This window comes from Desulfobacteraceae bacterium (assembly GCA_022340425.1).
In the GTDB taxonomy this organism is placed as follows: Bacteria; Desulfobacterota; Desulfobacteria; order Desulfobacterales; family JAABRJ01; genus JAABRJ01.
This window is the reverse complement of the sequence record JAJDNY010000205.1, coordinates 1-17,596: the sequence shown is the minus strand read 5'-3', so window position 1 is coordinate 17,596 and position 17,596 is coordinate 1. Positions and strand designations below refer to the sequence as shown.

Here is a 17,596-nt window from a genome sequence, read left to right as displayed (position 1 = left end):
GTGCTTGCTCGGATGCTTTCAGGGGGCGCAGCGGCCTGAGTTCTCAGGCGGCGGGCGCCAAATCGGCGATCCAGCCGCCGCCCAAGACCTCTTCGCCGGAGTAGAAAACCGCGCCCTGTCCCGGTGTGACGGCGCTCTGGAGGGTGTCGAAGGCCACAGCGGCGGTTGTCGCGTCAAGCGGGGTGAGGGTGGCCGGGGCCCCATGGTGCCGGTAGCGCACCCGGGTGTGGGCGCGCAGGCGGGAGTGCGGCGGCGGGCCGATCCAGTTGATCGCCTCCACCCGGCAGCGGTCGGTTAAAAGATCGCGCCGGCTTCCCACCACCAGGCGGTTTTGGCGGTGCTCGATGCGCACCACGTAGTACGGCTCCGGGGCTGGGCAGTTGATGCCGCGCCGCTGGCCGAGGGTGAAGCGGTGCAACCCGCGGTGGGTGCCGAGCACGTTGCCGCGGGTGTCCACGATGGCCCCCGGCCGCGAGCTGAAGCCCCTTTGGGCGGCCAAAAAACCGGGGTAGGCGCCCTCCCGGACGAAGCACACGTCCTGGCTTTCGCCGCCCCGGATGGGCACCAGGCCGTTTGTGCGCGCCAGGCGGATCACGTCGGTTTTGGTCATTGCCCCCAGCGGGAAGCAGGCCCGCGCCAGCTGATCGGATGTCAGGCGGGCCAGAAAATAGGACTGCTCCTTGAGCGGGTCCCGGCCCTTGAGCAGCCTGAAACCGCCGCTGCCGTCGGCCTGCACCCGGGCGTAGTGGCCGGTGGCCAGCCGCGAGGCGCCCCGATCGCAGGCGTACTGCAGCAGCAACCCGAATTTGATGGACGGGTTGCAGATCAGGCAGGGGTTGGGGGTTCGGCCGGAAGCGTAGGAGCGGGTGAAGTAATCCACCACGCGGCGCTTGAACTCAGCGCTGCAGTCCAACACCTCCACCGGCAGGCCCAGCTGGGCGGCCAGATCGGCCGCCAGCGTTTCGGCGCTTTCGCGCGCCGCCGCAGGCACCGGTTGAGCAGATCCGGTCTCGTAGCCGGTGAAGAAATGCACCCCGACCACCTCGTGGCCCTGATCCTTCAGCAGGCGTGCGGCCACCAGCGAATCGACCCCGCCGCTGAGGGCGATAACGATGATCGGCTTCATTCAAAAAAGGCGGTGTTTTTGGGACTTATCCGCATGGCCCGGGTCGGACAGGCAACGAGGCATAGTTCGCAGACGCTGCACTTCTCCTGTTCGAAGTCCACCCGCATTTCCGGGCGGATCACCGACAGGGCGCCGGTGGGGCAGACCGCCGTGCAGGCCCCGCAGTGGGTGCAGCGTTTGGCGTCGCGTTTGACCTCCTGGGCGGCGTTCTTGACTTCGACGCCCTGGTTTTTCAGGTACTGGACGCCTTCCTTGAACTTTTTGCGGTTGGGGCCGGTGAGCTCCAGCACCATGACGCCCTCTTTGCGGGGGAAAACCCTGGCGTTGAGGATATTGAAGATCAGTCCGTAGTCCTTGCAAAGGTTGCAGACGATCGGTTTCTGGACAGTCGTTTGGGGGAACCGCAGGATGAGGATCTTTGAGTACACCACCGCCTCCGTCGATGCTGTTGAAAAGCCCGACTATAGTCTCAAAGGTCGACCATGGCAACCCAAAATCCCGCCCCGCGCGCCGGTCCCGGGGCCGCGTTGGCGGGCGACGGGGGCTGCCCGCCGGCCGGTTTGCGGCGCCGCGGTGCAGCGATGAACCGCTTCGCCTTTCGTACCACCGGGTTGGGTATCAACACCCTCTCACGCCTTCTGCGGGCGAAGGTCCATATCCACGGGCAGACCAACATCCCCCGGGGTGGGGTGATTTTTGTCATCAACCACTTCACCCGCATCGAAACCTTTCTGCTCCCCTACCACATCTTCCAGTTGACCGGCACGCCGGTCTGGTCGCTGGCCAGTGACGAGCTCTTCACGGGGTCCCTGGGCGGATTTCTGGAGGCCCTCGGCGCGGTCTCCATCCGCAACCCCGATCGGGACCTGCTGGTGGTCAAAACGCTGCTCACCGGCGAGGCCACCTGGATCGTCTTTCCCGAGGGGCGAATGGTCAAGAACAAGAAGATCGTGGAAAAAGGCCGTTTCATGATCTCCTGCGCCGGTGGCAAGCACCCGCCCCACACGGGCGCTGCGGCCCTGGCCTTCCGCACCGAGTTCTATCGCCAGCGCATCCGCAGCCTGATGCAGCGCGCCCCCGAGGAACTGCGGCACCTGCTGGCGCTTTTCGGCATTTCCGATCCGGCGCCGGTTGTGGCCCAAAACACCTTTATCGTTCCGGTCAACCTGACCTACTATCCGATTCGCGCCAAGGAAAACCTTCTCAGTCAGCTGGCCGCGCGCCTGCTGGAGCCGCTGCCCGAGCGTCTGCTGGAAGAGCTGATGACCGAGGGCACCATGCTGCTCTCGGGGGTGGACGTGGATGTCCGCTTCGGCTCCCCCATCGACCTCCGGGAGTATATGCGCAGCCGCGCCATCCGCCAGGTGATCGAGGACCGGCGGCGGATTTACTTCGACGACCTCTTGCCGGCCCGACGGCGGATGCGGCGTCAGACCCTGCGGATCATGGCCCGCTATATGGGGGCCATCTACGGGATGACCACCGTCAACCACGATCATATTTTCGCATCGCTGGTGCGGTTGAGCCCAATCCGCAGAATTTGCGAGGCCGCCTTGCGGCGACGGGCGTTTTTGGCCGTCGCGGTGGATTTCGACAAGCTCGGCCTGCAGGCCCACCGGAGCCTGGGGGAAGACCAGACCCATCTGCTGACCGACGACCGCTATCACAAATTCGCTGAATTCCGGGCCCTGGCTCTTGAAAAGAAAGTCCTCTCCCAGGAGGCCGGGCATCTGGTCAAGGATCGCCGCCGCTTTTTCCCGCCGCTTGATTTCCACCGCATCCGGATCGACAACCCGGTGGCGGTGATCGCCAACGAGGTCGAACCCCTGCAGGGGCTGCTGCGCCGGCTGCGGAAGCTGTCGTGGACCCCGGATTTTCTCGTCCGCCGCCGGGTGGCGCGCTTTTTAGAGAATCGTGCACTGGCGCAGTACCTGAGGGACTACGAGGCTTTCTTCGCTCCCGGCGAGTCCAAACCCAAAACCACCGGCATGCCGCTCTTGCTGCGTGGCCGCACCCGCCGCAAAGGGGTGCTGCTGATCCACGGCTATCTGGCGGCTCCGCCCGAGGTCGCGGCCCTGGCGAAGCACTTGAACCGCATGGGCTTGTGGGTGTATGTAGTGCGTCTCAGGGGCCACGGCACTTCGCCCGAGGACCTTGCCACCCGCAGCTACCGCGACTGGCAGGCCTCGGTGGACGCCGGCTACGCCCTGATGGCGAGCCTCTGCCGGCGGGTGGTGGCGGGCGGCATTTCCACCGGTGGCGGCCTGGCCCTGGAGCTCACCGCCCGGGTGGACGGGGTCAGCGGGGTGTTTGCCGTCTGCCCGCCGCTGAAACTCCAGGATCTCTCCGCGCGCCTGGTGCCGGCCGTGGACACCTGGAACCGTCTGATGAAATTCGTGCGCCTGGAGGGGGGCCGCAAGGAGTTCGTCGCCAACACCCCCGAAAACCCCCAGATCAATTACCTGCGCAACCCCATCAGCGGCGTGCGCGAGCTGGAGCGCTTCATGGCGTCCCTGGAGCCGCGGCTGCCGGAGATCACGGCGCCCGTTTTGGTGGTCCAGGCCGACGGTGACCCGGTGGTGACACCGGCCGGCTCGCAGCGGGTTTTCCGGCTGCTGGGGTCCGTCACGAAGGCCTACCTGCTGTTGAATTTCAACCGGCACGGGATTCTGCTGGGGCCGGGTGCCGAGCGCGTGCACCGCGCCATCGGGGCCTTTGTGGCCGAACTCTGAGGGCTTCGGTTTTCATGCGGGGGCAGACTCCGCCCAGCCTAAACACTTTCGACCGGAGGAACCGGCCGCGTGTCCAAAAAACAACCCAAGCAGGTGATTGCCTTCGACCCGCGGGAACGGGCGCTGGCCGCGGTGCACGACTACCTCGCCGACCCCGAGCGCTTTCTGGCGGATCAGGGCCGCGCCATCCCCTTGCTGCTGAGGGCCTATGAGGCGGCCGACGACGCCCGCAGACATGAAATCGTTCGCCTGCTGGGCGGGGTTTCCCGCCCCGAGGCGGCCCGCGGCCTGTACGGGATCCTGGGAGATACGGCGGCAAGCGAGGAGATTCGCCTGGCGGCCGCCGTCCAGCTGTGCGTGACCCTGCCGCTTCTGACCGATTCCGCCGGGCTGATCGAGCGGCTGCTGGCGGACCTGCGCTCTGCTTCGGCCGACCGGCGGCGCTTCGCCGCCCTGGCTTTGGGCTGGGAGGGCAATCAGCGGGCGGCGCTGGCCCTGGTGGAGCTGCTCTTCGATCCCGACGCCGAAGTGCAGCAGGCCGCCGTGCACGCCCTGGCCAACCTCGAGGATGACCGGGCGCTCAAGCTTCTGGAAGACCGCTTGAACCACGGCCCGCCCGCGCAGCAGAAGACCATCCTCTTCAATCTTTGGCGCTTCGACGCCCGCCGGGGGCAGGTGGCGGCCATCTACCGCCGCTTTCTGGACCACCCCGAGGCCGAACTGCGCCACGACGCCCTGGAACTGCTGGCGGCGGTGGCCGAACCGGAGCTGCTGCAGGATGCCCGCTGCCATGCCCTCGAGGACGCCAGCGCGCGGGTGCGCCTGCTGGCGCTCACGGGGCTGGCGCAAACCCCGGGGCGGTTGCCGGCGACCGCCCTCGCCCGACTGGGCGAGCTGCAGCGCGACCCCCACCCGGCGGTGCGCGCGGCGGCAGCCGCCCTTCGCCGCCGGCCCCAGGCCGATCCCAAGACCTGATCAGGCAGTCGGCCTTCAGCTGTTGACAGGCGGGGCCAAGTACTCTAGAAATAGAAGGCAATCGCCCCTGGAATCATCCGCAAGGCCTGGTTCGGGCCCCCGGCGCACCGCTGATTCTGTTTCGCGGGCGGCCCCCCGCCGGCCTGAAAGGCTCAAGAACCGATGAATTCCCGCAAACACCCCCCGATCCCCGACAGATCATCCCCGGCGCTATCCTCACCCGTGGCCCTGACCGATCGCCTGGTCCAAAGCGACCCCCTGCTGGCGCCGCATGCGGCGGTGATCCAGCGGCGGCTGGAGCGGGTTGCGCAAACCGAAAGACGGCTGACCGGCGGTAAGATGATGCTCCGCGACTTTGCCGCCGGCCACGAATTTTTCGGCCTGCACTTCCGGGATGGCAGCTGGGTCTTTCGGGAGTGGGCCCCCAACGCCAGCGCGCTTTACATGGTGGGGGAGATGAACGGTTGGCGCGAAACGCCCGCCCATGCCCTGGCCCGCCTGGATGCGGAGGGGGTCTGGGAGCTGCGCCTGCCGGCCGAAGCTCTGGGCCACGGCACCCTTTTCCGGCTGAGCATCCACTGGCCCGGCGGGCAGGGAGACCGCATACCGGCCTATGCCCGGCGGGTGGTTCAGGACCCCGAGAGCCTGATTTTCAACGCCCAGGTCTGGCAACCGCCGGCGCCCTACCGCTGGCAGGCCGAGCCGCCGCCGCGGCCGGCGGCGCCCCTGATCTATGAGGCCCATGTGGGCATGGCCCAGGAAGCCGAGGGGATCGGCACCTACCGCGAATTCACCGCCAAGACCTTGCCCCGGATCGTCGCCGCCGGCTACGACACCTTGCAGCTGATGGCCATCCAGCACCACCCCTACTACGGCTCCTTCGGCTATCACGTGGCCAGCTTTTTCGCGGCCTCTTCGCGCTTCGGCACCCCCGAGGAGTTCAAGGCCCTGATCGACGCCGCCCACGGCCACGGCTTGCGGGTGCTCATCGACCTGGTGCACTCCCACGCGGTCTCCAACCAGGTGGAGGGCCTTAGCCTCTTCGACGGCACCCTCAACCAGTATTTTCACGACGGCCCGCGCGGCTTTCACGTGGCCTGGGACTCGCGCTGCTTCGACTACGGCAAGCCCCAGGTGCTGCACTTCCTCCTCTCCAACTGCCGCTACTGGCTGGACGAGTACCGCGTGGACGGCTTCCGCTTCGACGGCATCACCAGCATGCTCTACCACCACCACGGGCTGGGCCAGGCCTTCACCTCCTACGACGACTATTTCGACGCCAGCGTGGATGAAGACGCCCTGGCCTATCTCGCTCTGGCCAACAAGGTCGTTCACGACGTGCGGCCGGACGCCATCACCATCGCCGAGGACGTCAGCGGCATGCCCGGGCTGGCCGTGGCCGCCGACGACGGCGGGGTGGGCTTCGACTACCGCTTCGCCATGGGGGTGCCGGACCACTGGATCCGGCTGATCAAGGAAAGCCGTGACGAGGACTGGCAGCTCGGCTCCCTCTGGCATGAACTCACCAACCGCCGTTCGGATGAGAAAACCATCAGCTACGCCGAGTCCCACGACCAGGCCCTGGTGGGGGATCAGACCCTGATCTTCCGCCTGATGGGGGCCGAGATGTACCACCACATGCATGTGGACGACGACAACTGGCAGGTGGAACGCGGCATCGCGCTGCACAAGCTGATCCGCCTGGTGACCCTGGCCACCGCCGGCAACGGCTACCTCAACTTCATGGGCAACGAGTTCGGCCACCCCGAGTGGATCGATTTCCCGCGCGAGGGCAACGGCTGGTCCTACCGCTATGCGCGGCGGCAGTGGGGGCTGGTGGACGCCCCGGACCTCAAGTACCGTCTGCTGGACCGCTTCGACAAGGACATGATCGGGCTGGCGCGCCACTTCCGCCTGCTGCTGTCGCCGCGTCTGGCCCTGGTCTATATCCACGAGGACGACAAACTGTTGGCCTTCCGGCGAGCCGGGCTGCTCTTCGTCCTCAATTTTCACCCGGTCAACTCTTACAGCGATTATTGTTTTGCCGCCCCCCAGGGCGGTTACCGCATGGTACTGGACAGCGACCGGCCGGAATACGGCGGCCACGGCCGCCTGGTCCCCGATCAGGAGCATTTCACCCTGCGTAGCGGCGGCGAGGCCGACGCCTGCGACCGGCTGAGCCTCTACCTGCCCGCGCGCACCGCCCTGGTGCTGGAAATCCTGAACTGACCCCGGCGGCGGCATCCTCTGTTTGACAGGCCGGCGGCGATTTTCTATAGTCCCCCGGTCGCCGCTCTGCGGCGATTTGAGTTTTCCCAGAACCTTTAGAGAATGATGCCATTGCCATGACTTCCCTGACCCAATCCCCGGCTTGGCAGGCGCTTGAGCGCCATCGCGACCGGATGGCGGCCACCCCGATGCGCGCGCTGTTCGAAGCCGACGCCGGCCGCTTCGAGGCCTTTTCGATTGCGGCCTGCGACATTCTGCTGGATTACTCCAAAAACCGCATCAGCGCAGAAACCATCGACCTGCTGCTGGAGCTGGCGCGCAGCGTCGGTTTGGAGCGCAAGATCGGCGAGATGTTCGACGGCCGTCACATCAACCGCACCGAGGACCGCGCCGTGCTGCATACCGCGCTGCGCAACCGCTCCGGCGCACCCGTAACGGTGGACGGCACGGATGTGATGCCCGCGGTGCGCGCGGTGCTGGAACGGATGCGGACCTTCAGCGCGGCGGTCCGCAGCGGCGCCTGGAAGGGCTACAGCGGGGCCTGCATCACCGACGTGGTCAATATCGGCATCGGCGGCTCCGACCTGGGGCCCCTGATGGTCTGCGAGGCGCTGGCGCCCTACCGCCATCCGGAGCTGCGGCTGCATTTCGTCTCCAACGTCGACGGCACCCACATCGCCGAGACCCTCCGGTGCCTGCGGCCCGAAACCACCCTCTTCATCGTCGCCTCCAAGAGCTTCACCACCCAGGAGACCCTCGCCAACGCCACCACCGCGCGCCGCTGGTTTCTGGAGCTGGTGGCAGACGAGGCCGCCATCGCGCGGCACTTCGTGGCCGTCTCCACCAACGGCCCCAAGGTGGCCGCCTTCGGCATCGACACGGCCAACATGTTCGAGTTCTGGGACTGGGTGGGGGGGCGCTACTCGCTGTGGTCGGCCATCGGCCTGCCCATCGCCGTGGCCGTGGGCATGGAGCGCTTCGAGGAATTGCTGGCCGGGGCTCACGCCATGGACCGCCATTTCCGGGAGGCGCCCTGGGCCGCCAACATGCCGGTGATTCTCGGGCTGCTGGGGGTCTGGTACGTCAACTTTCTGGGAGCCACAAGCCAGGTCGTGGCGCCCTACGATCAATACCTGCACCGGCTGCCGGCCTACCTGCAGCAGCTTGAAATGGAGAGTAACGGCAAATCGGTTACCGCCGAAGGCCAGCCCGTGGGCTGGGCCACCGGCCCGGTGGTCTGGGGGGAACCGGGCACCAACGGTCAGCACGCCTTTTTCCAGCTGCTGCACCAGGGCACCCAGTCCATCCCGGCGGATTTCATCGTCCCGGTGGAGAGCCACAACCCCGTGGGCGATCACCACAGCCTGCTGCTGGCCAACTGCCTGGCCCAGACCGAGGCCCTGATGCGCGGCAAGACCGCCGCCGAGGCGCGGGCCGAGCTGGCCGCCCAGGGGCTCTCGGGCGAGGAGTTGGAAGCGCTGTTGCCCCACAAGGTGTTTCCCGGCAATCGGCCCTCCAACACCCTGCTGCTGCCCAAGGTCACCCCGCGCACCCTGGGGGCCCTGATCGCCCTCTACGAGCACAAGGTCTTCGTTCAGGGCGTCGTCTGGGGGATCAATTCTTTCGACCAGTGGGGGGTCGAACTGGGAAAACAACTGGCCAAAACCATCCACGCCGAACTGGGGGCCCCCGGTCCGGTCCAGGGGCACGACGCCTCCACCAACGGCCTGATCAATCATATCAAACAGCACCGCGCCTCCCAGACGGCCTGACCCGCAGACGGGCTTGCGCAGCCCCCATAAGGGCCTGGGTGGCGGTTTACGCCCGCGGCGGCGTCGGCGATCGCTTGAAAACCGCCGACCGCAACCGGCCTCTGAAGCGCTCAGGCTCAAGAAAAGGCGACGGGGCGCCGAGAGAAAGATGATCGGCGCCGACCCCCGGCTCCCGGACCGCCATCCCCAAAACAGGAATGTACCATGACCCCAACCGTTTCCGTCTTCAAAACGCTTTTGCTTATCGGCCGATGGGTGCTTCGCCTGCTGCCGGCCGGGGTTTACTGGGGGCGCCCGCTTAAACGGGTGCCGGCCGGCGCCCTGGTTGTTTTCCCTGTCCAGACTTGCGTGCTGGGATGCGGCCTGGCGGGCATCGTGGCCCTCAAACGCCCGCCCCGGGCCCCGGCCGAAGATCTGGACCTGGCCCTCCTGGCGCAGTTCACCGAGACGCTCGAAAAGGCCGGTGACGGGCAGATCGGCCCGCTCACCGACCCGGCGCCCGCGGGTCCCGGGGACGGCCAGACCGTGGACGCCCTCTGGCGGGCGGCCGAAGGCCTCAAGCAGGGCGCCCGCTTTTACGCCCTTTTCGCCGACCCGGCGGCCTTGGCGCAGTTGGACAGCCTCACCGGTCGGCTGTCGGCGGTGGCCGGACGGGCGTCGCGGCAATTCGCCGAACAGGTGGGGCGCCTGCCGGCCGCGACCGTCGAGGCGGCCGCCGCCCGGCTGGAACGGCTCAAAGATGCGGTCTGGTGCCTGGGCACCGAGGTGGCCGATAACGTCCGCCGCGTGCAGACCCTGCTGCAAAACGCCCCCGCCAGACCCTCGGCCGAAACGGTGGCGGCCTTCAAGAACATCAACGCCGTCTTGAACAGCGTCGACCGCCTGGAGGTGCGCGGGCGCGATTCGGCCGGGATTTCTCTCCTTTTTGTGCTGGAGCGCGCCGACTATGAGGAGTTCAGCGCGCGGCTGAATTCCGCCCCGGGGCTTGCCGAAGAGCTGGCCCGCCGGCGTTCGGGGGATGTCCTGGTCAACCGCAGCATCGGCATCGCCGAGGGCGACGGCGGCCGGGTCTGCCTGAGCCTGGTTTACAAGGTGGCCGCCGAGATCGGCAGCCTGGGGGACAACATCCGCTTTCTGCGCCGGCAGATCGAGGGCGACGCCATCCTGCAGCTGCTGGCCGGTTTTCCCAACAGCTACCACACCGTCTCGGCCCACACCCGCTGGGCCTCCATTGGGGCCATCAGCGAGCCCAACTGCCACCCGGTGGACAACGACCCCAACGCGGCCTGCCCCGGCCGCCGGGGCATCATTCACGCCTGCCTAAACGGCGACATCGACAACTACCTGGCGCTGCGGGCCCGCTACGAGCAAAACGGGCACCGGATCCACGCCGACGTCACCACCGACACCAAGATCATCCCGCTGCACGTGGAAGGCTACATCCAGCAGGGGTTTGACGTGGAAACCGCCTTCCGCAAGGCCGTCAGCGACTTCGAGGGCTCCCACGCCATTTCGATGCACACCGACCTCGCCCCGGGCAAGCTCTTTCTGGCCCAGCGCGGCAGCGGGCAGGCGGTTTTCATCGGGCTGGCCGACACCCACTACATGCCCACCTCCGAGGTCTACGGTTTTGTCGAGGAGACCCGGCGATTCGTCAAAATCGACGGCGAGAAGGTGGTCCAGGGTGCCGCCGGCAAGACCCAGGGCCAGGTGTTCGTCCTGGACCAGGCCTCGGCCGGGGGGCTGGCGGGCATCCGGGCGATGTACTACGACGGCACCCCGATCGAACTGGGGGAGAGGGACGTCCGGCAGACCGAGATCACCTCGCGCGACATCGACCGCCAGGGGTTCGCGCACTATTTCCTCAAGGAGATCTCGGAGTCCCCCGAGCTGGCCGCCAAGACCCTGCGCAACCGCTGGCAGGTGGCCCGTAGCGACGGCGGCGAGATGCTGGCCGTGACCCTGGACGAGAAGACCTTTCCCGCCCGGCTGCGCGCGGCCTTCACCGCCGGCGAGATCCGCAAGATCTATTTCGTGGGGCAGGGCACCGCCGGGGTGGCCGCCCTGGCCTGCGCGGACATCCTCAACTACTACCTGGACGGCAGCCCGCTGCAAATCGCCGGGATGCGCGCCTCGGAGCTGAGCGGCTTCAAACTGCAGGCGGCCGGTCCGAAAGGTGCCATGGGCGACACCCTGGTGGTGGCCATCAGCCAGAGCGGCACCACCACCGACACCAACCGGGCCGTGGACATGGTCAAGGAGCGCGGCGCCCGCACCCTGGGCATCGTCAATCGCCGCGACTCCGACCTGACCTTCAAGGTGGAAGGGGTGATCTACCCCAGCAGCGGGCGCGACATCGAGATGTCGGTGGCCTCCACCAAGGCCTTCTACTCCCAGGTGGTGGCCGGGGCGGTGCTCGGGCTTTTCATCGCCAGGATCCAGGGGCACCGCTCCGAGGCCTTCGTCAGCGACGAGATCCGCCAGTGGCTGCGGCTGCCCGATCAGATGCGCCAAGTGCTCGCCCTGCAGCCGCTGATCGAGGCCTCGGCCCGGCGGCATGCCGTCACCCGGACCTACTGGGCGGCGGTGGGCAGCGGGCCCAACAAGACCGCCGCCGACGAGATCCGCATCAAGCTGAGCGAACTCTGTTACAAGACCATCTCCTCGGACTGCATCGAAGACAAAAAACACATCGACCTCTCCTCCGAGCCGCTGATCATCGTCAGCGCCGCCGGGGTGAGCCCCACCGTTTTGGGGGACATCATCAAGGACACGGCCATTTTCAAGGCCCACAAGGCCACCCCGATCGTGATCGCCGACGAGGGCCAGCACGGCTTCGACCCCTACGCCGTCGACGTCTTCCACGTGCCGGCGGTCAGCCCGCACCTGGCGCCGATCCTCAACGTCATGGCCGGGCACATCTGGGGCTACTGCGCGGCGCTGGCCATCAACGAGGGGTCGCGCTTCTTCTTCGAGGCGCGCGAGGACATCCAGCGGCTGCTGAACAATTTCGCCCAAGACGGCCTGGACGTCTACGAGGTCATCCTGGAAAAGGCCTTTCGCGAGCGGATCCAGCAGCACTACGTGGCCTTCAAGGGGCTGCGCGACCAGCAGCGGCTGGTCACCGCCCTGCCTTTGGATCTCGCCGCCGACCTGACCCTGCTGTTCAAGTACTTGGCCGGGCGGCTGCCGGTCGCCGACTTCGAGCTCGACTTTGGCATCAAGGGCACGGCGCGCAACATGCTCGACCGCTTCTTCACCTGCCTGGGGGACGCCATCAACGCCATGGCCCGGCCGGTGGACGCCATCAAACACCAGGCCAAAACGGTGACCGTGGGCACCAGCCGCATCGGCGAGAAAACCGAGGGCATCCTCTTCGACACCTTGGCGCACTACGGGATCGGCGTTGACCAGGTCTCCAACCGCAACATCATCGTGCTGCGCAACCTGCAGGCCGTGGTGGACGAAATCAAGGGGGCGATTCTCTACCGCATCGGCGGCCTCAACCTCCTGGGAGAGCCCACCGACGAGAGCACCATCGAAATCCTGGTCAAGGCCGGGATCCTGGAGCCAATTCCCTCACGGGTCGAAACCGACCGCCACCTCAAGGGCACCAAGCGGATCATCGTGGCGCAGGGCAACGTCTACATTGGCAAGGGGCGCAAGGACGGCCGCAGCATCATCATCATCCCGGTGATCTCCACCGCCCCGGCCACCCCCAACCTGATCGAGAACCTGCTGCTGCTCAACATCGGCTTCCGCCAGGAGATTCCGCTGACCGACAAGATCCGGGCCCTGGGCGGGAAGTACGACCACATTAAGAACATCGTCCAGGAAAACAGCATCGCCTGGGAGGACCGCTATCTCGAATTGGTGGCCACCGAGGACCTCTTCGGCAACTCGGCGGAAAAGATCGGCGAGTACATCGTGTCGCAGCTGAAGTAGGCCGGGCGAACGCTTTTCGGTCCGGCAGGGAGGGGGACACATGGCCAAGATACTGGCCGTCATGACAAGCGGCGGTGATGCGCCCGGCATGAACGCCGCCATCCGCGCGGTGGTGCGGCGGGGGCTGGATCGCGGGCTGATCGTTTACGGGATCACCAACGGCTACGAAGGCCTGGTGAGCGGCGGGGAGGCCATCCGTCAGATGGCCTGGCACGACGTGGGCGGGGTGCTGCCCGAAGGGGGCACCTTCCTGGGGACGGCCCGCTCCGAGCGCTTCCGGGGGCGTGACGGCCGGCAGGCGGCGGTGCGCAACCTGCTGCAGCTGGGGGTGACGGCCCTGGTGGTGATCGGCGGCGACGGGTCGCTGACCGGTGCCGCCGTACTGGCTGACGAGTGGCCGGCGCACCTGGACGAGCTGTGCGCCGCTGACCCGCAGCTCGCCCCCGCGGCCGAGGCCGCGCCGGCCCTGCGGGTGATCGGCCTGCCGGGCTCCATCGACAACGACCTCTTCGGCACCGACATGTCCATCGGCGCCGACACGGCCCTCAACCACATCCTTTGGGCGATGGACAACCTGGGCTCCACCGCCGCCTCCCACCAGCGGACCTTCGTGGTGGAAACCATGGGGCGTCACTGCGGCTACCTGGCCCTGATGGCGACCCTGGGCGGCGGGGCCTCGTGGGTGCTGGTGCCCGAAGAGGAACTCGGCCCGCGCTGGCATCGCAAGATGGTCGAGGCCATCTCCCAGGCCCGGGAAACCGGCCGGCCCCACCAGATGGTGATCGTCGCCGAAGGCGCCCGGCATGCGGACGGGCTCCAGATCCATGCCGGCGAGGTCAAGAACCTCCTGGGTCAGCGGCTGGGGATCGACGTCCGCCTGACGGTCCTGGGGCACATCCAGCGCGGCGGCGCGCCAACGGCATTCGACCGCATCCTGGCCACGCGGTTGGGCAGTGCGGCCGTGGACCGGCTGCTGGCATCGGATGCCGCCCCCGAGCCCTGCATGCTGGGACTGGTCAAGAATCAGGTGCAGGCCACGGCGCTGACCGAGGTGTTGGAAAAGAGCCGCGCGGTCAAGGAGGAGATCGACCACGGCAACTACGCCCGCGCCCAGGAGTTGCGCGGGGAGAGCTTCCGGCGGGCCTTGACCCTGGTGAAAACCCTGACCCGCATCCGGCCGGCCCGGGAGCGCCGCCAGGACGGCGCAGTGGCCATCCTGACCGGCGGCGGGGATGCCCCCGGCATGAACGCCACGGTGAGCGTGGCCGCGCGCTGCCTGCTCAACCAGGGGATGCCGGTGCTCGGCGCCGAGCACGGGTTTCTGGGGTTGATCAAGGATGAATTGCGGCTGCTGGAGTGGAACGCGCTGGTCACCTGGATGAACCGCCCCAGCTCCGAGATCGGCACCGCCCGCACCAGCCTGGAACTCGACGCCAAGAGCCTCGCCCGGATCGCCGCGAACCTGGAGTGCCGGCGCCTCAAGGGGCTGATCGCCATCGGTGGCTGGGACGTCTACCTCAAGATCCTCCAGCTGCAGGCCGCCCGCGCGGACTACCCCTCTTTGAACATCCCCATGGTGCTGGTGCCGGCCACCATCGACAACAATCTTCCCGGCACCGACTTCGCCATCGGCGCGGACACCGGTCTCAACAACATCGTCGAGGCGGTGGACAAGATCCGGCACACCGCCGCGGCCAGCAAGCGGGCCTTCATCGTGGAGGTAATGGGGCGCCGCTGCGGCTTTCTGGCGTTGATGGGGGCGCTGGCAGCCGGCGCCGAAAAGGCCTACCTGCCCGAAAACGGGGTGCACCTGTCGGACCTGGTGGCGGATGTGGCGATGCTGCGCCACAATTTCGCCAAGGGCAAGCGCATGGTGATCCTGCTGCGAAACGAGAACTGCTCCCCGAGCTACACCACCGACTTCATTCAGCGGCTGCTGGAGGAGGAGAGCTGCGGGCAGTTCGAGGTGCGCACCGCGATTCTGGGGCACCTCCAGCGGGGCGGGATTCCCACCGCCTTCGACCGCATTCTGGCCAGCCGCATGGGTGCCGCCGCCGCTTTCGACCTTCTGGCGGCGCTGGAAAAAGGCGACAGCGAGATCCACGTGCTGGGCCTGCGGGGCCCGGGGGTCAGCAGCCTGACCCTGGAGGAGGCGGTCGCCGAAATGGATGTCGCAAACGGCCGTCCCCGCCAGCAATGGTTCATGGAGCTGACGGCCATGGCCGAAACCCTCGCCCAGGCCGGCCCCGACCATTGCTGAGGGAATCCGCGGCCGGCGGCGCGCCCAAAGGGGGGCTCGAATCGCTCGGACCGTTCTCAGGCCTTGTCGGTCAGGGCCGCCACCCCGGGCAGGACCTTGCCCTCCAGGAACTCGAGCGACGCCCCGCCGCCGGTGGAGATGTGCGAAATCTGGTCTTCGACCCCGGCCTTGGCCGCGGCGGCGGCCGAATCACCGCCGCCGATGACGGTCACGGCGCCTCCTGCGGTGGCCTTGGCTAGCAGGCGGGCCACGGCAAAGGTCCCCGCCGCGGTTTGGGGAATTTCAAAGACCCCCATGGGACCGTTCCAGACCAGCGTGCGCGCCGGGGCCAGGACCGCCTCGAAGGCCGACACGGTTCTGGGGCCGATATCCAGCCCTTGCCAGCCGGCGGGAATGGCGTCGGCATCCACCGTGCGCAGCTCCCCCACCGTGCGCGCACTGAAATCCACCGTTTGCGCCACCACGCAGTCCGGCGGTAGAAGGAGCTTCTCACCGGCGGATACCAGCAGTTCGCGGGCCATTTCCAGACGGTCCTCCTCCAGCAGCGAGTCCCCGATCTCCAGCCCCTGGGCCTTGTAGAAGGTGAAGGCCATGCCGCCGCCGATCAGGATGCGGTCCACCCGCGGCAGGAGGTTGGCGATGACGTCGATCTTGCCGGAAATTTTGGCGCCCCCCAGCACTGCCACAAACGGCTTTGCCGGGTTTTCCAGGAGCCGCCCCAAATAGTCCAGCTCCTTGACCATCAGCAGGCCGGCCGCGCAGACCTCCAGGTAGTGGGTCACCCCCTCGGTTGAGGCGTGCGCCCGGTGGGCCGTGCCGAAGGCGTCGTTCACGAAGAGGTCGCCCAAGCGCGCCAGTTGGGCGGCGAACTCCAGGCTGTTGCGGGTTTCGGCCTCATGGTAGCGCAGGTTTTCAAGCAGCAGGACGTCGCCGTCGGCCAGCGCCGCGACGGCCGATTCCACCGCCGCGCCGACGCAGTCCTCCACGAAGGCGACCGGTCGGCCCAACAGTCCGCTCAGCACCGGCGCGCAGGGCGCCAGCGACAGGGCCGGGTTGCGCTCCCCCTTGGGCCGCCCCAGGTGCGACATCAGCACCAGCCGGCCGCCCTCCTGGACGATCTTGCGGATGGTCGGCAGCGCCGCCCGTATGCGCTTGTCGTCGACCACCTTGCCGTTCCGCAGGGGCACGTTGAAGTCCACCCGCATCAGGACGCGTTTGCCCTTGACGTTCAGATCGTTGACGGTCATCTTTGCCATCTCAACCTCCTTGAAGAAGCCCCCGCTGGGGGCGGGATGCATGCCGCGGCCGCGGGTCGGCGCGCCGTGGTTGGGTGTGGCCAAGCTGTCCCCATGAACGCAGATATCCCCGAATCCGGCCGGGTTGTCAAGCCAACGCCCCCGGTTCCGGGGCGAGCCGGTTCTGCGAAGGATCGGACCTGGTCCGGGTCGGGTTGACAGGCCGCCCGCGGGGCGCGATAAAGGGGTAACCCATCTGCCGCAGCCGGCGGTTGAACCTATGGATTTTTTCGTCCTTTTCCGGGCGCCGCGGCCCCGGCCATGCTGGAGGGGCCATGCTGACACCATCGCTTGCTGCGCTCAACGATCCTGAAGGCCCGCGGGTCCCGGCGGGGCTGCCGCCGGTGGTGGACGCCCATGTCCACATTTTCCCGGACACTATCTGGACCGCCATCTGGCAGTGGTTCGACGCCCACGCCTGGCCCATCCGCTACCGTCTCGGCACCCGCGAGATCCTGAGCTTCCTGCTGGACCGCGGCGTCGCGCACGTGGTGGCGCTCCTCTACGCCCACAAACCGGGCATCGCCCGGGGTTTGAACCGCTACGCGGCCCAAAACTGCGGCCCCTTCGGTGACCGGGTGACGGCGCTGGCCACGGTCTTTCCCGGTGAACCGGAGGCCCCGGACATCCTGCGAGAGGCTTTCGGCCTGGGGCTCAAGGGTGTCAAGCTCCACGCCCACGTGCAGTGTTTCGACATGCAGAGCGCCGCCCTGGACGCGGTCTGCCAGGTCTGCGCCAACGAAGGCAAGCCCCTGGTGATTCATGCCGGCCGCGAACCCAAGAGCCCGGCGTACCGCTGCGACCCCCACCGGACCTGCAGCGCCGCCAAGGTGGGGCGCCTGCTTGAAAACTTCCCGGGTCTAACGCTCTGCGTGCCTCACTTGGGCGCCGACGAGTTCCGCGCATACCAGCGGCTGCTGGAACGCCACGACACGCTCTGGCTGGACACCGCCATGGCGCTGACCGACTACCTGCCCTTTGAAAACCGGGTTCCGCTGGCTGACCTGCGTCCCGACCGGGTGATGTACGGCTCCGATTTTCCCAGCCTTCCCTACGCCTGGGACCGGGAGCTGAAGTGGCTGCGGGGGGCCGGGCTGAAAGAGGAACACCTGGAGGCGGTTCTGGCGGGCAATGCCCGGGAGTTTCTGGGGATCGGCGCAGGCGGCGCGGACCGCAGCGGCCCGGGCGGCCCGAAATCCTGAGCCGCACCAGGCCTGTCGGGCGTGTTGGGGTCGGGGCGGGGAAGGGGGTCCGGGGCCGGA

Annotated in this window: 10 protein-coding genes; 7 read left to right on the top strand and 3 right to left on the bottom strand. The window is 67.5% G+C overall.

Annotated features, from left to right (window positions below; translation table 11 throughout):
- Positions 1 to 43 precede the first annotated feature (43 nt).
- Positions 44 to 1,126: a tRNA 2-thiouridine(34) synthase MnmA gene (gene mnmA / locus LJE63_17760; GenBank protein ID MCG6908453.1), complete on the bottom strand. Its 1,083-nt coding sequence runs from the start codon at positions 1,124 to 1,126 to the stop codon at positions 44 to 46.
- Complete coding sequence (locus tag LJE63_17755) at positions 1,123 to 1,554, bottom strand: 4Fe-4S binding protein (protein ID MCG6908452.1); 432 nt, start codon at positions 1,552 to 1,554, stop codon at positions 1,123 to 1,125. Before LJE63_17755 ends, mnmA begins: the two co-directional genes overlap by 4 nt.
- 153 nt (positions 1,555 to 1,707) lie before the next feature.
- On the opposite strand from LJE63_17755, the gene LJE63_17750 reads away from it, so the two are divergent.
- The 6 genes from LJE63_17750 (at position 1,708) to LJE63_17725 (ending at position 15,039) form a co-directional block, all read left to right on the top strand.
- Positions 1,708 to 3,858: an alpha/beta fold hydrolase gene (locus LJE63_17750; GenBank protein MCG6908451.1), complete on the top strand. Its 2,151-nt coding sequence runs from the start codon at positions 1,708 to 1,710 to the stop codon at positions 3,856 to 3,858.
- A 69-nt stretch (positions 3,859 to 3,927) separates the two neighbouring features.
- Positions 3,928 to 4,833: a HEAT repeat domain-containing protein gene (locus LJE63_17745; protein ID MCG6908450.1), complete on the top strand. Its 906-nt coding sequence runs from the start codon at positions 3,928 to 3,930 to the stop codon at positions 4,831 to 4,833.
- A 162-nt stretch (positions 4,834 to 4,995) separates the two neighbouring features.
- Positions 4,996 to 7,062: an alpha amylase C-terminal domain-containing protein gene (locus LJE63_17740; GenBank protein MCG6908449.1), complete on the top strand. Its 2,067-nt coding sequence runs from the start codon at positions 4,996 to 4,998 to the stop codon at positions 7,060 to 7,062.
- A gap of 116 nt (positions 7,063 to 7,178) precedes the next feature.
- Positions 7,179 to 8,834, top strand: coding sequence for a glucose-6-phosphate isomerase (gene pgi / locus LJE63_17735; protein ID MCG6908448.1), 1,656 nt, complete (start codon positions 7,179 to 7,181; stop codon positions 8,832 to 8,834).
- Between the two features lie 204 nt (positions 8,835 to 9,038).
- A complete protein-coding gene (locus LJE63_17730; GenBank protein MCG6908447.1) occupies positions 9,039 to 12,779 on the top strand; it encodes an SIS domain-containing protein in 3,741 nt (1,246 codons plus the stop codon).
- 40 nt (positions 12,780 to 12,819) lie between these two features.
- Entirely contained in the window at positions 12,820 to 15,039 is a 2,220-nt protein-coding gene (locus LJE63_17725) for a 6-phosphofructokinase (protein MCG6908446.1), read from the top strand.
- Positions 15,040 to 15,095: 56 nt separating this feature from the next.
- Here the strand turns inward: LJE63_17725 and LJE63_17720 are convergent, their stop codons facing one another.
- Positions 15,096 to 16,295, bottom strand: a complete 1,200-nt coding sequence (locus tag LJE63_17720; protein MCG6908445.1) for a phosphoglycerate kinase — start codon at positions 16,293 to 16,295, stop codon at positions 15,096 to 15,098.
- Positions 16,296 to 16,609: 314 nt separating this feature from the next.
- Here LJE63_17720 and LJE63_17715 point away from each other — a divergent pair, with 314 nt between their 5' ends.
- On the top strand, positions 16,610 to 17,536 hold the full coding sequence (locus LJE63_17715; GenBank protein ID MCG6908444.1) for an amidohydrolase: 927 nt from the start codon (positions 16,610 to 16,612) through the stop codon (positions 17,534 to 17,536).
- Positions 17,537 to 17,596 lie beyond the last annotated feature (60 nt).